Below are 17695 nucleotides of genomic sequence, written 5' to 3' on the forward strand. Positions count from 1 at the left end.
GGCACGGCAAGGGCACATCGGGCGGCGGGCAAGCCAGGCCCGTGCCGATGGCAAGGGCAGGAATGCCCAGGCTGCGCGCGGCCAGCAGTGCCGTGGGCGCGGCGTCGGCCAGCACCAGGTCGGCGCGCACGGCCGTCAGCATGGCGCGCCAGCCGTGCACCAGGCCGGCCAGGCCCGCAACGTCGAGATAGCCCTGCGGCAGCAGGATTTCGGCCAGGCTGGCCTGGTTCGGCGGCATGCCGCCGGCCCGGTGCAGCCAGACGGGTGCCTGCCAGCGGGGTACCCGCAGGTCGGCCAGCACGGCGTGCGTGCAGCCCAGGTCGCGTAGGCTCAGGCTGACGTGGTGACCGCGCGCGAGCAGGGTGGCCGCCAGCGCCTTGAGCCGCATCGCGTGCCCGGGCGCCCCGGCCTCGCTGCCGGGGTGGCTTCCCAACTCCCATGCCAGATGTAGATGTGCCATCGGATCACCCGTGGTGGTTTCCTCCCCAGTGTAATGGAGGGCCGGGCGCTGCTCAAGCGCAGCGCTGATTTATTCGCGCCGTCATTCGTGACGCAGCGCCTCGATGGCGTCGAGGCGAGCCGCCCTGGCCGCCGGCACGATGCCGAAGACGATTCCCGTCAGGCTGGAAAAGCCCAGCGCCAGCAGCACGGCCCACCACGGAAACACGGCGGGCGGGAAGCCCGGGATCAGGTGGGCGGCGCCCTGCCCCAGCAGCCAGCCCAGCGCCAGGCCGGCCAGCCCGCCCAGCAGCGACAGCAGCACGGCCTCGACGAGGAACTGCAGCAGGATATGGTGGCGTCGCGCGCCCAGCGCCTTGCAGATGCCGATCTCGCGGGTGCGCTCGGTGACGCTGACGAGCATGATGTTCATGATGCCCACGCCGCCCACCAGCAGCGAGATGCCGACGATCCCGGCCAGCACCACCGTCACGGTGGCGACGATCTCGCGGAAGGTGTCGGACAGCTGCCGGGCCGTCTGCACCTTGAAGTCGTTCGGCTGGCCCGGCCGCAGCCGGTGGGCCTGGCGCAGCAGCGACACGATGCGGCCCTGCACGGCGTCGAGCTGGGCAATATCAGTCACCGTCAGCGCGACGGCCACGTTCAGGCGCGAGTCGCCGGCCAGGGCCAGGCCGCTGGCGAAGGGAATGACGACGAAATCGTCGCGGCTGAAGCCCAGTGCCTCGCCGCGGCTTTCGGCCACGCCCACGATGCGGAACCACTCGCCGCCGATGTCGATGAAGCGGCCCAGCGGCCGGTCCGGCAGGCGCAGCTTTTCCTGCAGCCGGCTGCCGATGACGCAAACGCGCCGGCGCGAAGCGTTGTCGCTGGCGGCGATGAAGCGGCCCTGGCTGGGATAGATCTGGCTGGCGTCGCCGTAGGAACGCGTGACGGCCAGCACCTGCGTGAAGGCTGCCTGGCTGCCGTGGCGCACGTGGGTGCCGGCCCCGAACGGCGCGAACGACGGCGACACGTGCCGGATGCCGTCCAGGTGAGCATTGATGCGGTGGTAGTCGGCAAGGCTTAGGACATTCTCGCGGCCCTGCAGCACGTCCTCGAAGGGCGTGTGGGCCGCCACCGTCAGGCCGTTCGCGCCCAGCCCGCGGAATTGGCCGCTGATCGTGGCCGACAGGCCTTCGACGATGGACACGACGGCCACCACCGAGGCCACGCCGATGATGATGCCCAGCGCCGTCAGGAAGCTGCGCAGGCCGTGCGCGCGGATGCTCTGCAAGGCCGAGCGCACCGCTTCGGTCAGGCTGGCCATGGCGCGCTGTCGGCGGCGATGCCGCCGTCGCGCAGGCGCACGACACGGCGGCAGTGGGCGGCAATGTCGGCCTCGTGGGTGACGATGACGACCGTGTGACCTTCCGCGTGCAGGGCGTCGAACAGGGCCATGATGTCGGCCGTCGTGGCCGCATCCAGGTTGCCGGTCGGCTCGTCGGCCAGCAGGATGCCGGGTCCGCCGCACAGGGCGCGGGCAATCGCCACGCGCTGGCGCTGGCCGCCCGACAGCTGGTTCGGCAGGTGGTCGACCCGGCCCGCCAGCCCGACCCGTTCGAGCGCCGCGTACGCCCGGCTGGCCCGTTCGGCCGGCCGCAAGCCCCGGTAGACGAGCGGTTGCATGACGTTCTGCAGCGCCGTGGCACGGGGCAGCAGGTGAAAGCTCTGGAACACGAAGCCGATCTCCTCGTTACGGGTACGGGCCAGTTCGGCCTCGCCGATGCCCGACACGTCGCGCCCGCGCAGCAGGTAGCGCCCGCTGCTGGGCGTATCCAGACAGCCCAGCAGGTGCATCAGGGTCGACTTGCCGGAGCCGGACGAGCCGGTGATGGCCAGGTAGTCGCCCCGCCGCACGGCCAGGTCGATGCCGTCGAGGGCCGTCACGGTCGCGCCGCCAAGCCGGTAGCGCCGCGTCACGTCTTCCAGCCGCAGCAGGGGATCGGCGTTCATGGCCGGGCTCCCGTGGCGCTGCCCGCCGCCAGCACCGGCGTGCCGGCTTGCAGCTGGCGCAGCACACGGTAAGGCCCCGTGATGACGCTTTCCCCGGCAACCACGCCACGCACCACCTGCTGGCGGCTGTCGTCGGCCAGGCCGACCTCCACCACGCGCTGTTCGGCGCGGCCATCGCGGTGCACGAACAGGTGGTAGCGGGGCTTGGCGGCGCGCCTGGCACTGTCCTGGCCGGCGCGCCCTTCCGGCATTTCCTCGTCGTTGTCCGACAGGATGGCCTGCAGCGGCACGGCCAGCGACGTGCCGGCGGCGGCCGTGAAGATCTCCGCACGGCAGCTCATGCCGGGACGCAGGGCCGGCGGCGGCGCACCGGCCAGGGCCACCTTGACGGCGTAGGTGCGGCCTGGCGCGGCACCGCCCTGCCCCGGGCCGGCCTGGCGCGGCGACAGGGGAATGGCCAGCACCTTGCCGGCGATGGCCTGGTCCGGCAGGGCCGCCGCGTGCAGCTCGACGTGCTGGCCCGGCCGCACGTGGGCGATGTCGGCCTCGTCGACATTGACCTCGGCCAGCATCGTGGCCGTGTTGGCGATCGCCATCAGGGTCGAGCCGGCGATGCCGACCTGGCTGGCCACGGCCGTCTCGCCCACCTTGATGTCGAGGGCGATGACGGTGCCGGCAATCGGCGCGCGGATATCCGTGCGGGCCAGTCGCTCGGCCGCCTGGCGCAGCACGGCCTCGGCCTCGTCCAGGCGCGACCGGCTGTTGCGCAGCTCCAGCCCGGCCCCTTCGACCGCATAGCGCGCCTCGTCGATCTGGGCGTCCGCGATCATCTTCATGCCGTGCAGGCGCAAGCTGCGCTCGTACTGCTGCTGCCGGTTGCGCAGGCCGAGCTGCTGCTGCTCGATGGCGATACGCTGCTGGCGCACGGCCGCTTCCTGCTGCGCCACGGCGGCGCGGTACTCATGGTCGTCCAGCCGCATCAGCAGCTGGCCCTTGCGCACCAGCTGGCCTTCGCGCACGAGGATGGCGCCGACCCTGCCGATCACCTCGGGCGACAACAGGACCTGCTCTTCATACAGCAGCCGTCCCGATGCCAGCACCGACGTGCGCACCGGATGGTAGGCAGCCGTTTCCAGTGCCACCGGCACGGCCGCCTCGCCCCGCACCAGCTTGGCCAGCACGGGCAGGCACAGGCCGCAAAGGATGACGGCGCCGGCCACGAAGTGCCAGGCCGGTCGCGCTTTTCTCCCACCGTTCATGCTCGCTCCATTGTCCGGCGGGGGCTTGTTGCCCCCGCCATACGACGATTACAAATCGATCATCCCCAAACCGCCGTCCTACCAGAGGCTGGTGATGATGCGCGCCACCTCCCGGATCACGGTCGTCACGACCTTCACGCTGACCCGCGTTTCCTCCAGCGCACCGGCAACGTCGGCGGTGAATTCCAGACTGGCTACCTGCAACGTATCCATGCTTTTCTCCTTTACAGTCGTCATGACCGGCGCGGGTGCGCCGGCCGTCCACCGCGCCCCGGATGGATCGCGGCCCCTTTCGGCACCTTCGGTCCCGAAACAGCCTGGCCCGCGGACGGCTACCGCCTTGCCACCTGCGGCGCCCAGCCCTGCGGCATGAAGTCGGCAACCCGGACGACACTGCCCAGCGTCTCGGCCAGGCGCAGGTCGTGGGTTGCCATCAGCACGGCGCCGCCCCCGCCCAGATGGGCGCGCACGATATCGACCAGCACGATGACGCTGCCCGCATCAAGGCCCAGTGTCGGTTCGTCGAACAGCCACAGGTCCGCGCCGGCGGCCAGGCCGCACAGCAGTGCGAACTTCTGCTGGGTACCGCGCGACAGCTTGCGCACGGCCACGCCGGCATAGGCGCCGATGTCGAAGCGGGCCGCCAGCCTGGCAAAGCGGGCCCGCGCCGCCGCCTCGTCGACACCCTTGACGGCGGCGAAATATGCCAGGTTCTCGTTCGGCGTCAGGCGCCCGTACAAGGCCCGCCCCCCTTCGAACACGGCCGCCGTGCGCGCCCGCGCGGCGCCATCGTGCAAGGGGTTGCCGCCCCACAGGCGCACGAGGCCACCGTCCGGGCGCACCAGGCCGCAGGCCATGCGCAGGATCGTGCTCTTGCCGCTGCCGTTCTCGCCCACGAGCGACACGCAGGCGCCAGCCCGCACCGCCAGCGACACGTTGGCGACGACGCCATAGCCGGCATCGGGCCGTACGAAGGCCTTGTGCACACGCTCGAACTGGAGAGGAGTCATGACGGACGCCTGTCACGCATGGGTCAGCGAACCGGCGCGGCGGGCCCGGTTCACGCACAGGTGCAGCACGCCGATGCCGACGGCAAAGCCCAGCGCCATCCACGCCAGCACGGCGTAGACGGCGGCGGCGTCCAGCGCCGTGCCGAACAGGCTGCGCGAAAACAGCTCGATGGCCGATGCCACGGGCAAGGCCAGCATCGACGCATCGGCCTGCGGCGACATCTGCCGCGCCGCCAGGATGCCGATGGCCAGTTGCAGCAGCGGGGCCAGCGCGCCGGCCCGCTTGAACAGCACGACCATGCCCGCCAGCGCCAGCCCCAGGCCACACAAGGACAGCTCCAGCAGCAGCAGGGCAAGCCACGTGGCAGGCCCCAGGTGCAGGGGCACGTCCAGGCGCCACGTCAGCAGCGCCAGCAGCAGCACGGTAAACAACATGCCCGTGCAGGACCCGGCCAGCGAGCGGGCCAGCAGCACCTGCCACGGTGCGTGGCGGCTGAGGAATACGGGTTCCAGCAGCCCCGCCTTGATGTCCTCCTCCACCGCATTGGCCAGGTGCCCGACGGCGCCCATCGCCACCATCCAGCAGACGAAACAGGCGACCAGCACGCGCGGATCGACACCGGCGCCCCCACCCAGCAGGCGCCGGGCCGGGTCGCTGGTGCCGGCGAACCACATGGCCGCGAACAGCGCCAGCAGCACGGCGACGCCCAGCACGGGCTGCAGGGGGTAGCGCAGCACCAGCAGCAGGCTCTTGCGCAGCTCGGCCAGCACCAGCATCGGCAAGGCCGGCGCGTTCACGATCCCTGCTCCGCCCGGCGCCACAAGGCCCGCGCCAGCGGGTCGGCCAGCATTCTTGCCCGGCTTGACGCGGACAAGGCGGCCTCGCCGGCAATGCTGACCAGGATTCGACCCGCTTCCACGCGGGTGCGGCTGCAGGGATGGCTTTCGGCGATGCGTTGAAGCAGGGCCGGCGTTTCCGCATCGTGCAGGTGGCGCGCGAAGCCCAGTGCGTTGACGCGCTTGTCGGACACGGCGCCGACATAATCGCGGATGCAGCTGTTTTCGATATCGAAATAGAACTGGTGGGTCAGGCCGGAATGGGGGCAATTCATCATCAGGTTGATCGACGCGGACAAAGCCGGCGGTGGCAACTGCATGTGAATATCGCGGAACTGCTCGTACAACATGACGGTATTGTCATTCAAACCATGGCGACCCTCGTAAGTCAGTTCGACTTTCTCGCCGGGATAACCGATCAGCCTATCGCGCGAATAGCTGTAGATTTCCGTTTCATAACCAGGTCCGAAATAATTGGCCGTAATAAACGAGAAATTATGGTCGTGATAATCGAAATAGGATAATACGTCGGCCAGGATGGTGCGGCGGCGGGGATCGAGCGGCAGCAATGGCCACAAATTGATCCGAATGACGAAATTGTCGATGCTGGCGATATGACAGGATTGGGAACTGTAGAAATGCAGCGAGCCTTCACGCCAATGCGTCAGGCCGAAATTGATGCACTTTTGCAGCAGGGTTCTATCGCGCGCCAGCGCATGCAGCGGTGCGGCCAGCGTCATCAGCGACTCGGGCGCCCGGGGGTCGACTTCGCGCCGGGCCAGGTCCAGCAGTTCGGCCACCGTGACCGTGGCACCGGCCGCACCGGCAAACAGCTGCTTTTTCATTGCATGGCCTCGCGCAAGGTGCGGCAGGCGGCATCGCGGATGAACTTGTGACCGTCGTTTTGGGCCAGGTACCGGACCACGTCCAGTGCCTGTGCCCTGCTGTGTTGCCCAAGTGCCGTCGCGGCCGCCCACCGTACGTGGTGGTCGGGATGGCGGGCCAGCTCCAGCACGGCCTGCAGCGGGTAGGCACCCTGCCGGGCATCGAGCAGCCCCAGCATTACGCACAGCACGGAGTGATGCTCGGACGCCATGCTTGCACCCAATGGACGCAAGGTCTCCGGGTGGAAGGACACCACCTGGCTGTTGACGCAGGCCCCGCTCAGGGCCACGTAGGCGGCCTCGGCATCGACAGGCAGGACGGGAAAGCGGCGGCGCGCGTCGACGTGGATCGTGCTGCCGCCGGCAAGGCGCTCGCTGCCATCGGGCCGGATTTTCAGGGTGGCGTCGAACACGTCGAAATCGGCACCCCGTTCCAGGCAATACCATTGCACGTCGACGGGATGCGGCGCCACCAAGTGAATCAGCGTATTGGCGGGATAGCTCACAACAGCGCTGACATTTGCGTTGCCGAGGGCGCCCTGCGATGGCCGCGCGCCGAATGCCGCCACGTCGGCCCGGTCCTTGACGATACGCAGCGACAGTGCCGGCGTATGACAAAGGATCAGTATGTCGTTATTCAATACGGGGTCGCCGCCATCGGCTTCGCCCGCGATGACACGCCCCAGGTAGGCATTTGCCAGCCGTGCCAGCGTTTCCGGTCGGCCGAATAAATCGGCAAATGGCAGTTTCAATTCGCGCACACGATCTGGACCATGTGATTCCAGAAAAGAAGACGCCTCACGGATAAATGCGCCGACTGCCGCGGGCGCCCATTCCATCATAATCGTCAGCATGATCCTTGCCCGCCTCGTCGAATACCGATTCATGCATGATAGTGAGGGGCGGGCCTGGCGTTTCTGACATGTCGCAAGGCGTCGGCCATTGGCGCACTGCGTGTCATTCCACTCCCTTCATAAACGGCAAAAGATTTTAATTAGAAATGCAAAATACCATGCAGCCGAAATATATTTCCGAGCATCTATTCAGCGTTAAGCATTTTTACGCCTTGTAAGTTCTCTCTTACAAGGGCACGGGATGGGGGCCGCTACTCAGCCTGTCGTCGGCCCACCATACTCATTGCACGGATGACAACGCTGTGCCCACGAGGCACGGTCCTGACACCGGTTCCGACAAAAACCAAGAGACCCAGATGCAAACGACTGCCTACGCCCCGCCCACCGCTGCTGCTGCCCTTCCCAACGAAGCGACCGGCATCGATGCCGCCAAACCCGTCTACAACGCTCTGTCGGTGACGACGGACCGGGCACTGGCGGCGAACTATCTGGAAGCCCGCCTTGCCGAAGCGGCGGCGTTGCCGCTGGAACTGCCCGACACGCTGGACGACATCGCCGCGTGGATCACGCGGCACACGGATGCCGTCGGCGAGCAGTACCGCGACTACCTGGCTGCCCGCAAGGCCGGCGCCCCGCGCCGCTACTTCCAGAACAAGGCGCAAGCCCTGTACTTCCTGAAAGCCGTCGCGCCGACCAAGCTGGTGGACGGTGCCTGGCTGTACGGCGTCATGCAGCGCTGGGACGACGAGGATTTCCGCCCCCTGATCCGCATCTACCTGGAAGAACTGGGCGACGGCGTGCCGGACAAGAACCACGTGCTGATCTACCGCAAGCTGCTGGCCCAGCATGGCTGCGAACAATGGCAGTCCCTGCCGGACAGCCACTTCATCCAGGGCGCCATCCAGCTGGCGCTGGCCCAGGGCGCGGAGAACTTCCTGCCGGAGCTGATCGGCTACAACCTGGGCTACGAACAACTGCCGCTGCACCTCCTGATCACGGCCTACGAACTCAATGAACTGGGCATCGACCCGTATTACTTCACGCTGCACGTCACCGTCGACAATGCCGCCACGGGCCATGCCCACACGGCACTGGAAGGCCTGAAGCAGATCATGCCGCGCGTCGGCGACGCGGCCGACTTCATGCGCCGCGTGGCCGCGGGCTTCCGCTTGAACGACCTTGGCGTGGGCACCGTCGATGCCATCGCCTCGTTCGACCTGGAAGCGGAAACGGTGGCGATGCTGGCGTCGAAAAGCGTGGTCGGCAAGAACATGCACTCGGACTACTGCCGCGTGGCGGGCCGCACCGTCAACGACTGGCTGGCCGTGCCCGGCCAGATTCCCGAATTCCTGGAAAAGCTGGAAGGCCAGGGCTGGATACGACGCGGCGAACCGGCCGCCAACAGCCGCTTCTGGAAACTGATCCAGGGCGAACGGGCCGAGATGTTCGGCGTCTTCAGCCCCTACGAACAGCAGTTGCTGCAGGACTGGATCGCCACGCCCCGGGCCGGCGTGCCGGCGGCGGCCGAAGGCGCCGAGGCGGCACCGCGGGTGCTGAGCCACCGCGCCATCCTGCGCAGCATGGAGTCGCTGAATCAAGGGAGCGCCACGCGCAGCAGTGCCCCGCGCGGCCTGATCCGCCACCGTTTCCCTGAGGACGAACATGCGTGGGAATCGATCGGCTGCGAGCTGCGCCTGCTCGAAGCGCGCCTTGCCGCCACCGGCAGCAAGGATGAAGCGATGGACATGCTGGTCGGCCTGATGGCGCCGGATCGCCACCATACCTCGTCGGGCCTGATGGCCACGCGCGTGTTCAGCCGGCTGTACGGCTGACACAGGACGGCGGGTCCGCCCGCCGCGAGGCACCGCATAAACGCCGCGCCCCCGCGCGGCCCCACCGGTACCAAGCCGGTTTTTTCGTCAACGACCGAGGCCTCCATGTTCAATGCCACCGCCAGCACCGCCGCCGCTGCCGCCCCCTGCCGTCCCACTGCCGGACTGCCGGCCGGGTCGATGGCGGGGTTGTCCATCACCTCGCAGCCGGGCGACGAGGACGCGCAAGCCGGCGCACTGCTGGAACTGGGCCGCGCGCTGCGCGCGGCCGGCTACCGCTTCACCACCGTCACTCCCGCCACGCACAGCCGCGTGCGTGCCCGCACCGATCATGTATGGGCGCGCAGCCTGGCCGACATCTTCGGCTGGAGCCGCCCGTTCCAGGCCGATACCGTGGCACCGGACATCTTCAAGCTGATGCAGGCCGCCGGCGTGGCCCAGCCTCACCGTGACGGCTGGCGCGCGACGGTGCGCGTGTCGGAGCTGGCCGGCCAGCTGTTCTTCCACTCGGCCTATCCCACCAGCGACAGCGACGCCGTGTTCTTCGGCCCGGATACCTACCGCTTCGGGCGCGCGCTGCGGCGCGAGCTGGCCGACCTGGCGCAGGCCGGGCAGGCCGTGCGCCTGGCGGCCGACATCGGCGCCGGTGCCGGCCCGGGCGCCATTCTCGTCGCACAGGCGTTCCCCGAGGCCCACGTCATGGCGCTCGACATCAACGAGCGCGCCATGCGCCTGTGCCGCGTCAACGCCGCGTTGGCGGGCGTGCCGCAGCTCGATGTGCGCCACAGCGACCTCCTGAGCGACGTCGACGGCCAGTTCGACCTGATCGTGTCGAATCCCCCTTACCTGCTCGATCCGTCCGAGCGGGCCTACCGCCACGGCGGCGGCGAACTGGGCGCGGGCTTGTCGCTGTCGCTGGTCGAACAGGCCGTGACGCGCCTGGCCCCCGGCGGGACCCTGCTGCTGTATACCGGGGTGGCCATGCAGCACGACAGCGACCCGTTCCTGCGCGCCGTCACGCCCCTGCTGCACGGCTTCACGTGGACCTACGAGGAAATCGATCCGGACGTCTTCGGCGAGGAGCTGGAAACGCCGGCCTACCAGGAAGCGGACCGCATCGCCGCCGTGTGGCTGAAGGCCACGCGAGCGCATCAATAACGTAGCAACCGATCCAATTGAGAGACATCATGCAACAGGCAGCAAACCAAACAGAGAACACCCAGGCGCTGGTGGTGGTCCATGGCGGCGCCGGCGGCAGCCGCGACCAGGATGACGGTTGCCAGCTGGCCGCCGGCGCGGGACTGGACCGCCTGCACGGCGGCGGCTCCGCGCTGGACGCGGCCGTCGCCGCCGTCGTCGCGCTGGAAAACGATGGCCGCTACAACGCCGGCAGCGGCGCGGTGCTGTGCCTGGACGGCGAAAGCATCGAAATGGACGCGGCCGTGATGGATTCGACGGGGGCCCTGGGCGCCGTCGCCTGCATCCAGCGCGTCAAGAACCCCGTTCTCGTGGCCCAGGCCGTGTCGCGCACGCCGCACTGGCTGCTGGCCGGCGAAGGCGCCGAACGCTTCGCCCGCGTGGCCGGCTTCGCGCCGCACCATCAGATCAGCGAGCGCCAGCGCGCCAAGCATGACAGGCTGATGGCCACGCTGGCCACGGGCGAAGCGGCCACGCCGGGCGTGGCCAACCGCGCCTTTGCCGACTACTGGAACTACGATACGCCCCGCACCTTCCAGCCATGCGACACGGTCGGTGCCGTCGTGCGTGACGGCGCGGGCCGCTTCGCCGTGGCCGGTTCGACGGGCGGCTCGGCGCCGTCGCTGCTGGGTCGGGTGGGCGACACGCCCGTCATCGGCAGCGGCTTCTACGCCGGCACGGACGGCGCCATTGCCGTCACCGGCATCGGCGAACACATCGTGCGACGCCTGCTGGCCTACACTGTCTATGGCTGGATCGCCGGCGGCATGGCCGTGCAGGAGGCCGTCGAACAGGGCGTGGCACTGTTCCCGCAGGAGATCGACGTCGGCCTCATCGCCGTCACGCGCGGCGGCGCGGCCATGCACAGCAACCGCGAAATGCCTTGCGCGCAGGTGGGCGCATGAACACGATGAACGAGCTCGAAGCGCAGGCCGCCGAAGGCGAGCAAAGCATCCGGCGTGGCGAACATGGCCACCTCGTCATCGTCGGCGGCCATGAAGACCGCGAGAACAGCAAGGAAATCCTCAGCCGCTTCTTCGAACTGTCCGGCGGCAGCGCGGCCAGGATCGCCATCATCACGGCCGCCAGCAAGGTGCCGGACGAGATGTGGCGCCGCTACGACGAGGTGTTCACGGCGATGGGCGCGGCCGAGCTGATTCGGGTCGACCTGCCCGACCGCGCCACCGCCAACGATCCGGCACTGGCCGAGCGCGTGCGCGGCGCCAGCGGCATCTTCATGACGGGCGGCGACCAGAAGCGCCTGCTGGCCATGATCGGTGGCACCCTGATGGACGAGGCCATGCACAGCGCCCTGAAACAGCACGGCGCCTGCATCGGCGGCACCAGCGCGGGCGCCTCGGCCATGTGCGGCCACATGCTGGCCGACGGCAAGGCCGACCTGCTGCCGGAAAAAGGCTCCGTCAGCCTGGGCGCGGGCCTGGGCTTCGTGCAGCGCGTCGTCATCGACCAGCACTTTTCCGAACGCCACCGGCTGGCGCGCCTGCTGACGATCGTCGCCCAGAACCCCTACCTGCTGGGCATCGGCATCGACGAGGACACGGCCCTCGTCGTCGAACGGGGCGCCGGCATCGAGGTGATCGGGGCCGGCAGCGTCACCGTCGTCGACGGGCGCAACATGGTATCCGACGTGGCCGACATCCCGGCCGGCGGCACGCCCCAGCTGATCGACGTGCGCCTGCACCTGCTGCCGTCGGGCAGCAGCTTCGCGCTGCCCGAGGAAATCGGCCAGCCGAACCAGCTGCGCAAGAACAGCGACCGTAACACCCCCGCCGCACTGCTGGAGTTCGTGCGCAATGTCACCAAGAGGACGCCCCTGTCATGAAAACCATCGAACAGCGCCTGCTGCGCGGCCCCAATCTCTACGCCGCCAGGCCCTGCCTGCTGTCGGTGCTGGACCTGGAGGACCTGCATGGCGTCACATCGCGCGACGTGCCCGGCTTCACGGACGCCCTGCTGGCAATCCTGCCCAGCCTGATGTCGCACCGCTGCTCGCCGGGCCACTTCGGCGGCTTCGTCGAGCGCCTGCGGCACGGCACCTACATGGGCCACATCGTCGAACACGTTACCTTGGCCCTGCAATGCCTGGTGGGCCAGCCGGTCGGTTTCGGCCGCACCCGCCGCGTGCGCGAGCACCCGGGCCAGTTCCGCGTCGTCTGCGCCTACAAGGACGAACATGTGGCCTGCGAGGCCTTCGACCTGGCCTGCGAGCTGGTCGACGCGCTGGCGCACGGCCAGTCTTTCGACCTGGTGGAGCCGCTGGCGGCCCTGCACCGCACGGCCGAACGCCATGCCGTCGGCACCAGCACGGCCGCCGTGCTGAAGGCGGCGCGGCGCCGCGGGATCCCCTACTTCCGCGTCGCCGAGACCAGCAACCTGTTCCAGCTGGGCTGGGGCAGCCGGCAAAAACGCCTGCAGGCGACGATGACGGGCGACGCCAGCAATATCGCCTGCCGCATCGCCAGCGACAAGCAGCTGACCAAGACCCTGCTGAAGGAAGCGGGCGTGCCCGTCCCGGACGGCTCGGTCGTCACCACCGTGGAAGAAGCGCAGCGGGCCGCCCGCCGCCTGCGGGGACCGGCCACCATCAAGCCGCTCGACGCCAACCAGGGCAAGGGTGTCACGACCCGCTGCACGACGCCGGAGGATGTGAGCGAGGCTTTCGAGGCCGCGCGCAAGCACAGTCGCAGCATCATCGTCGAACGCTTCATCGAAGGGCAGGACTACCGCGTGCTCGTCACGGGCGAGAAGGTCGCGGCGGCGTCGCTGAGGCGCCCGCCCACCGTCGTGGGCGACGGCCGCCGCAGCATCGGCGAACTGGTGGCCCAGGAAAACCTCAATCCCGCGCGGGGCAAGGGCCACGCCAATGTGATGACGCAGATCGCGCTGGACGAACATGCTGCCATCGAGCTGCGCAAGCAAGGCTACGACTTCGACAGCGTGCCGCCGGCCGGCATGCCCGTCACCCTGCGCGGCAACGCCAACCTGTCCACCGGCGGCACCGCCGAGGACGTGACGGCGCTGTTGCCGGAAGAGACGCGCGACATCTGCGTGCGCGCGGCCCGCAAGATCGGCCTGGACGTGGCCGGGATCGACCTGGTCTGCCGCGATATCGCCCAGCCGCTGGACAGCCAGCACGGCGCCGTCATCGAGGTGAACGCGGCGCCCGGCATCCGCATGCACCAGTATCCGGCCGACGGCACCCCGCGCGACGCGGGCGACGCCATCGTCGAGGCCATGTACGGCGAGCGCGATGGCCGCATCCCCGTTATCGCCATCACGGGCACGAACGGCAAGACGACGACGGCCCTGATGACGGGCCACTGCGTGCGCCAGGCGGGCCTGCGCACGGGCGTGACGACGACGGAAGGCATCTATATCGACGGCAAGCGCATCGTCAAGGGCGACTGCAGCGGCTACTGGTCGGCGCGCACCGTGCTGACGTCGCCGGACGTCGACTTCGCCGTGCTGGAAACGGCCCGGGGCGGCATCCTGAAACGGGGCCTGGCGTTCGACCGCTGCGACGTCGCCATCGTCCTGAACATCAGCGCCGACCACCTGGGCCTGGAAGGCGTCAACACGGTCGAACAGCTGGCGCGCGTGAAGGGCGTGGTGGCAGCGTCGGCCGCGCGTTCGGTCGTCCTCAACGCCGAGGACCGCCACTGCGTGCGCATGGCGGGACGTATCCGCGAACAGGTCGAGGTACTGTACTTCGCCCTCGATCCGGACAACCCCGTGCTGCTGCGTCACCTGGAAAACGGCGGCCGCGCGGCCTACCTGCAGGACGGCGTGCTGGTGCTGGCCGACGGCAACCGCCACCAGGCCCTGATGCGCGCCGTCGACATGCCGTCCACGATGGACGGTCATGCCCGCTACAACATCGCCAACGGCCTGGCCACGGCGGCCGCGCTGATGGCATCGGGCTTTGCGAACGACGAAATCGCCCGTGGCCTGGGCAGCTTCGTGTCGGACGGCCGCAACAATCCCCTGCGCAGCAATGTGTTCGACGTGCGCGGCGTGACGGTGGTCGTGGACTACGCCCACAACCCGGCCGCCTATGCCGCGCTGACGCAGATGGCCCACGGCATCAGCCGCGGCCGGGTACTGGGCGTCGTCACGGCGCCGGGCGACCGCCGCGACGAGGACCTGCAGGCGGTGGGTCGCACCTGCGGGCTCGGCTTCGACGAGATCGTCGTCTACGAATCGCAGAACCGCGGGCGGCTGGAGGGCGCGGCGGCCCAGCTGATGGTGGACGGTGCCATTGCCGGCGGCGCCCCGCGCGACATGGTGCACAGCCGCCTGAACGGGCGCGAAGCCCTGCGCCACGGCCTCTCCCTGTGCGCCCAGGGCGACGTGCTGATCTTCGCCTGCGGCTCCTCGCTGAACGAAGTGGTGGAAGCGCTGCGCGAATCGGACCCCGTCAGCGCCAGCAGGATCGCCGAGCAGGCGGCGCTGCAGGCAGCGTAAAACCAGCGTGCACAAAACCGGGGACAGTCCCCTGTCTTAAAGCACTATTGCCTGGGAACCGGGGACTGTCCCCGGTTTTTCCATCGCCAGCGGCAGCCGGATCGTCACCGTCGTTCCCAGCCCCTCGCCGGGACTGGCGACGGCGATGGTACCGCCTTGCAGCTCGACCAGCCGCCGCACCAGCGTCAATCCGATGCCCAGGCCGCCCCGTTCCCGCTGCAGGCTTTGCTTGCCCTGCACGAAGACGGTAAACACCTGCGGCAGCAATTCGGGGGCGATGCCCTCGCCTTCGTCCGCCACCACCAGTTGCACGGCGCCGTCGCGCACGCCAACGGCGATACGCACGGTGCCGCCGTCCGGACTGTACTTGATGGCGTTGTCCAGCACATTGTCGACCACCTGCGCCAGCCGGGTAGCATCGCCCAGCACGGGGGCAGGCGCCAGGCTGGCGACAAGGTGGCAGTTGCCGGCCCGGCCGGCCGCCTGCAAGGTCTCGACGCTGGCCGCGGCAATGGCCGCCAGGTCGAGCGGCACGCTTTGCAGCAACAGCTTGCCCATCAAGGCGCGGTTCACTTCCAGCAGGTCGTCCACCAGCACGCGCAGGTGCGTGCTCTGGCGCCGCAGGACGTCGCGCGCGCGGTCGGCGCCGGCGCCACTGGCCGGCTGGGCCGAATCGAGCACGGTGATGGCACTGTGGATGGCCGACAGGGGATTTCGCAGCTCATGGCCCAGCATGGCGAGGAATTCGTCCTTGGCGGCGTTCTGCTGTTCGGCGTGGGCGCGGGCGGCGCGTTCCTGGACCAGGGCGACATTGCGCTCCTGTTCGGCCACGGCGCGCGAGCGCATTTCCGTTTCCAGCCGGGCACCGGCATCGCGCAGCGCCACGTTCAGTTCTTCCATTTCGTCGATGCCCGACGGCAGCAGCGGCGCGGCGCGGCCTTCACCCAGCGCGTGGGCCGTGACGGACGCCCGTCCCACGAAGCGCACCAGCGCCCGGCCCGACACGATGGCCAGGGCCAAGGCGAAGGCGATCGCCAGCAGCAGCCCGGCCAGGGTCACCCACACGCCCTGCCACACAGCCGCTTCCACCTCCGCCACGGGCGCGCTGGCCACGACGGTCCAGCCGGAAACGGGCGAACGGACGAAATAGTCATAGGCCTCGAAGCCGTCCGCCGTCACGTGGCGGAAGGCGCCGCTGTTGCCGGTGCGGCCGGCGGCCTGCACGGCCGGATTGGCGTCGCGGCCGGAAAACTCGCCGTTGCGGTGGCTGCGCGCGATGATCTTGCCGTGCTGGTCGATCACGGAGACGCGCCAGCTGGCGGGAATGGCCCGTCCGGCAATGGCCCGCGCCAGGTAGGACGGTGCAAAGGCCTGGGCCAGTACGCGTACCTGGCCGTCCGGCAAGGTGAACGGATGGTCCACCAGCACCACCGTGTTGTTCAGCGATGGCACCCAGCGGATGCCGGACACCGTGTCGTGGCCCTTGCGAACGGTTTCCTGCATGGCGCGCAGGTCGGGCCTGGGACCGCCCACGGTGCCATATGGCAGCCGCGTGTTGACCAGCTGGTGGCCGTCGCCGTCGTACAGCACGACCCAGGCGCCCTGCCCCGCATCGGCCACCAGGGCCTGCTCGTGGAAGCTGCGCAGGTCGTCGGAGGCCAGCGCATGCGAGTTGCCCAGCACGCGCAGCACGGCGCGGGCGCGGTCGATATCGGCATCGATGACGACGCTCGTCGTGCGGGCCACTTCCTCGATGCCGCGCGTGGCCGTCTCGCGCTGGGCGGACAGCAGCATGCCGAACGACAGGCCGGAAAACAGCGCGACGGGGGTGACGATCGAAAACGCCAGCAGCAGGTAACAGGTACGTAATTTCAAGGTGTGGGCCAGGCCGGCGCAGGCTGGCGGAACGAGACGGTGATATAGCTGCCGGACGGCGGCGGGCTATTGTACAACAGCGCCCGGCGTGCCCAGCGCGGCGCGCAACAGTGCCGGGGTCTGCCCGGTCCAGCGCTTGAACGAGCGCCGGAAGTTGGCGCTGTCATGAAAGCCCAGGTATTGCGCCACCTGCTCGTTGCCGGCCCGGCGGGCGTGGAACAGCCACAGGGCCACATGGGTGCGCACCTGGTCCAGCTCGGCCTGGAAATGGGTGCCGTGGCGCTGCAGGTGGCGCTTGAAGGTGGCCGGACTGACGCCGAAGTCGCCGGCCGTCTGTTCCAGGGTGGGGCCGGCGCGGACCCGTTCGAGCAGGTAGTCGTACAAGGCCGCCAGCAGGCCCGGTGCCGGCGCGCCCTCGGCCGCCACCGTGCGCAGGGCCACTGCCGCCGCCAGCACGCTGCCGCGCGGCCACGGCGCATCGAGCCAGCTGGCGTCGATCAGCATCGCGTCGACGTGGCACCCGAAACGCAGTTCGCCGCCCAGGTGCACTTCGTGCTGTTCCAGGTGCCGGGGCGCGGCCCGGTTGAAGCAGAAACGCCATGGCAGGCGCGTGCCGCCGAGCCAGCGGCACAGGGCCACCACGGCCGTCATGTGCATTTCCACCAGGGCGGGCCGCAAGCTGTGGGCGCCATAGCTGTCGGTCCACACCAGCGCGGCACCACCAACCTCGCCCTCGCCTTCCCCCCACACCTGCAGGCGGGGGCGCAACAGCGGCGTCAGGCGCGCATGCCAGGCGCAGATGGTCTCGAGCGCATGGCGCAGGCTGGGTGCCTGCAGCAGCGCGTGACTGAGGGCGCCATCGTGGCCCGGCAGCAGTTGCTGGCCCAGCATGAAGCTCGTGTCCGGGCTGTCCAGCGCGCGCAGCGTGTTGGCGAGCAGGCGCAGCGCCTGCTCCGGCGCCACCAGCGTGCCGGGCGCGGGCAGGCCGGCCGGCATCGGCGCGGCCAGGCC

General features: G+C 69.3%; 15 protein-coding genes and 1 pseudogene. 5 read left to right on the forward strand and 11 right to left on the reverse strand.

Annotated elements, in window-relative coordinates:
* From GM672_RS23970 to GM672_RS24005, 9 genes and pseudogenes are all read right to left on the reverse strand, one after another.
* A pseudogene (locus GM672_RS23970) lies at nt 1-460 on the reverse strand (hypothetical protein); the annotation flags it as partial.
* Between the two features lie 81 nt (nt 461-541).
* On the reverse strand, nt 542-1765 hold the full coding sequence (locus tag GM672_RS23975; protein ID WP_155473048.1) for an ABC transporter permease: 1224 nt from the start codon (nt 1763-1765) through the stop codon (nt 542-544).
* On the reverse strand, nt 1753-2451 hold the full coding sequence (locus GM672_RS23980) for an ABC transporter ATP-binding protein (RefSeq protein ID WP_155473049.1): 699 nt from the start codon (nt 2449-2451) through the stop codon (nt 1753-1755). The genes GM672_RS23975 and GM672_RS23980 overlap by 13 nt, the downstream gene beginning before the upstream one ends.
* Nucleotides 2448-3710 carry an efflux RND transporter periplasmic adaptor subunit gene (locus tag GM672_RS23985; protein ID WP_155473050.1) on the reverse strand — a complete coding sequence of 421 codons (1263 nt, stop codon included), beginning with the start codon at nt 3708-3710 and terminating at the stop codon, nt 2448-2450. Before GM672_RS23985 ends, GM672_RS23980 begins: the two co-directional genes overlap by 4 nt.
* Before the next feature lie 78 nt (nt 3711-3788).
* Nucleotides 3789-3923, reverse strand: coding sequence for a hypothetical protein (locus tag GM672_RS29600; RefSeq protein WP_260098696.1), 135 nt, complete (start codon nt 3921-3923; stop codon nt 3789-3791).
* A gap of 119 nt (nt 3924-4042) precedes the next feature.
* Nucleotides 4043-4720 (reverse strand): ATP-binding cassette domain-containing protein, encoded by a 678-nt coding sequence (locus GM672_RS23990; protein ID WP_155473051.1) that lies wholly within the window; start codon nt 4718-4720, stop codon nt 4043-4045.
* Nucleotides 4721-4732: 12 nt separating this feature from the next.
* Nucleotides 4733-5518, reverse strand: coding sequence for a hypothetical protein (locus GM672_RS23995; protein WP_155473052.1), 786 nt, complete (start codon nt 5516-5518; stop codon nt 4733-4735).
* Entirely contained in the window at nt 5515-6402 is an 888-nt protein-coding gene (locus tag GM672_RS24000) for a hypothetical protein (RefSeq protein ID WP_155473053.1), read from the reverse strand. Before GM672_RS24000 ends, GM672_RS23995 begins: the two co-directional genes overlap by 4 nt.
* Nucleotides 6399-7202 carry a HEAT repeat domain-containing protein gene (locus GM672_RS24005; protein WP_170300217.1) on the reverse strand — a complete coding sequence of 268 codons (804 nt, stop codon included), beginning with the start codon at nt 7200-7202 and terminating at the stop codon, nt 6399-6401. Before GM672_RS24005 ends, GM672_RS24000 begins: the two co-directional genes overlap by 4 nt.
* A gap of 449 nt (nt 7203-7651) precedes the next feature.
* On the opposite strand from GM672_RS24005, the gene GM672_RS24010 reads away from it, so the two are divergent.
* The 5 genes from GM672_RS24010 (at nt 7652) to cphA (ending at nt 14809) form a co-directional block, all read left to right on the forward strand.
* The gene (locus GM672_RS24010; RefSeq protein WP_155473055.1) at nt 7652-9127 is read left to right on the forward strand and encodes an iron-containing redox enzyme family protein; all 1476 of its coding nucleotides are present in this window, start codon (nt 7652-7654) and stop codon (nt 9125-9127) included.
* Between the two features lie 105 nt (nt 9128-9232).
* Nucleotides 9233-10285, forward strand: a complete 1053-nt coding sequence (locus GM672_RS24015) for a methyltransferase (protein ID WP_229417913.1) — start codon at nt 9233-9235, stop codon at nt 10283-10285.
* A gap of 29 nt (nt 10286-10314) precedes the next feature.
* Nucleotides 10315-11229: an isoaspartyl peptidase/L-asparaginase gene (locus GM672_RS24020; protein WP_155473056.1), complete on the forward strand. Its 915-nt coding sequence runs from the start codon at nt 10315-10317 to the stop codon at nt 11227-11229.
* Entirely contained in the window at nt 11226-12167 is a 942-nt protein-coding gene (locus GM672_RS24025) for a cyanophycinase (RefSeq protein WP_229417914.1), read from the forward strand. Before GM672_RS24020 ends, GM672_RS24025 begins: the two co-directional genes overlap by 4 nt.
* Complete coding sequence (gene cphA, locus GM672_RS24030) at nt 12164-14809, forward strand: cyanophycin synthetase (RefSeq protein ID WP_155473057.1); 2646 nt, start codon at nt 12164-12166, stop codon at nt 14807-14809. The genes GM672_RS24025 and cphA overlap by 4 nt, the downstream gene beginning before the upstream one ends.
* A gap of 36 nt (nt 14810-14845) precedes the next feature.
* On the opposite strand, the gene GM672_RS24035 is transcribed toward cphA, so the two are convergent.
* Complete coding sequence (locus tag GM672_RS24035) at nt 14846-16684, reverse strand: sensor histidine kinase (RefSeq protein WP_155473058.1); 1839 nt, start codon at nt 16682-16684, stop codon at nt 14846-14848.
* 66 nt (nt 16685-16750) lie between these two features.
* A complete protein-coding gene (locus GM672_RS24040; protein WP_155473061.1) occupies nt 16751-17680 on the reverse strand; it encodes an AraC family transcriptional regulator in 930 nt (309 codons plus the stop codon).
* Nucleotides 17681-17695: the final 15 nt, after the last annotated feature.

The organism is Pseudoduganella buxea (assembly GCF_009720835.1).
GTDB lineage: Bacteria > Pseudomonadota > Gammaproteobacteria > Burkholderiales > Burkholderiaceae_D > Rugamonas > Rugamonas buxea.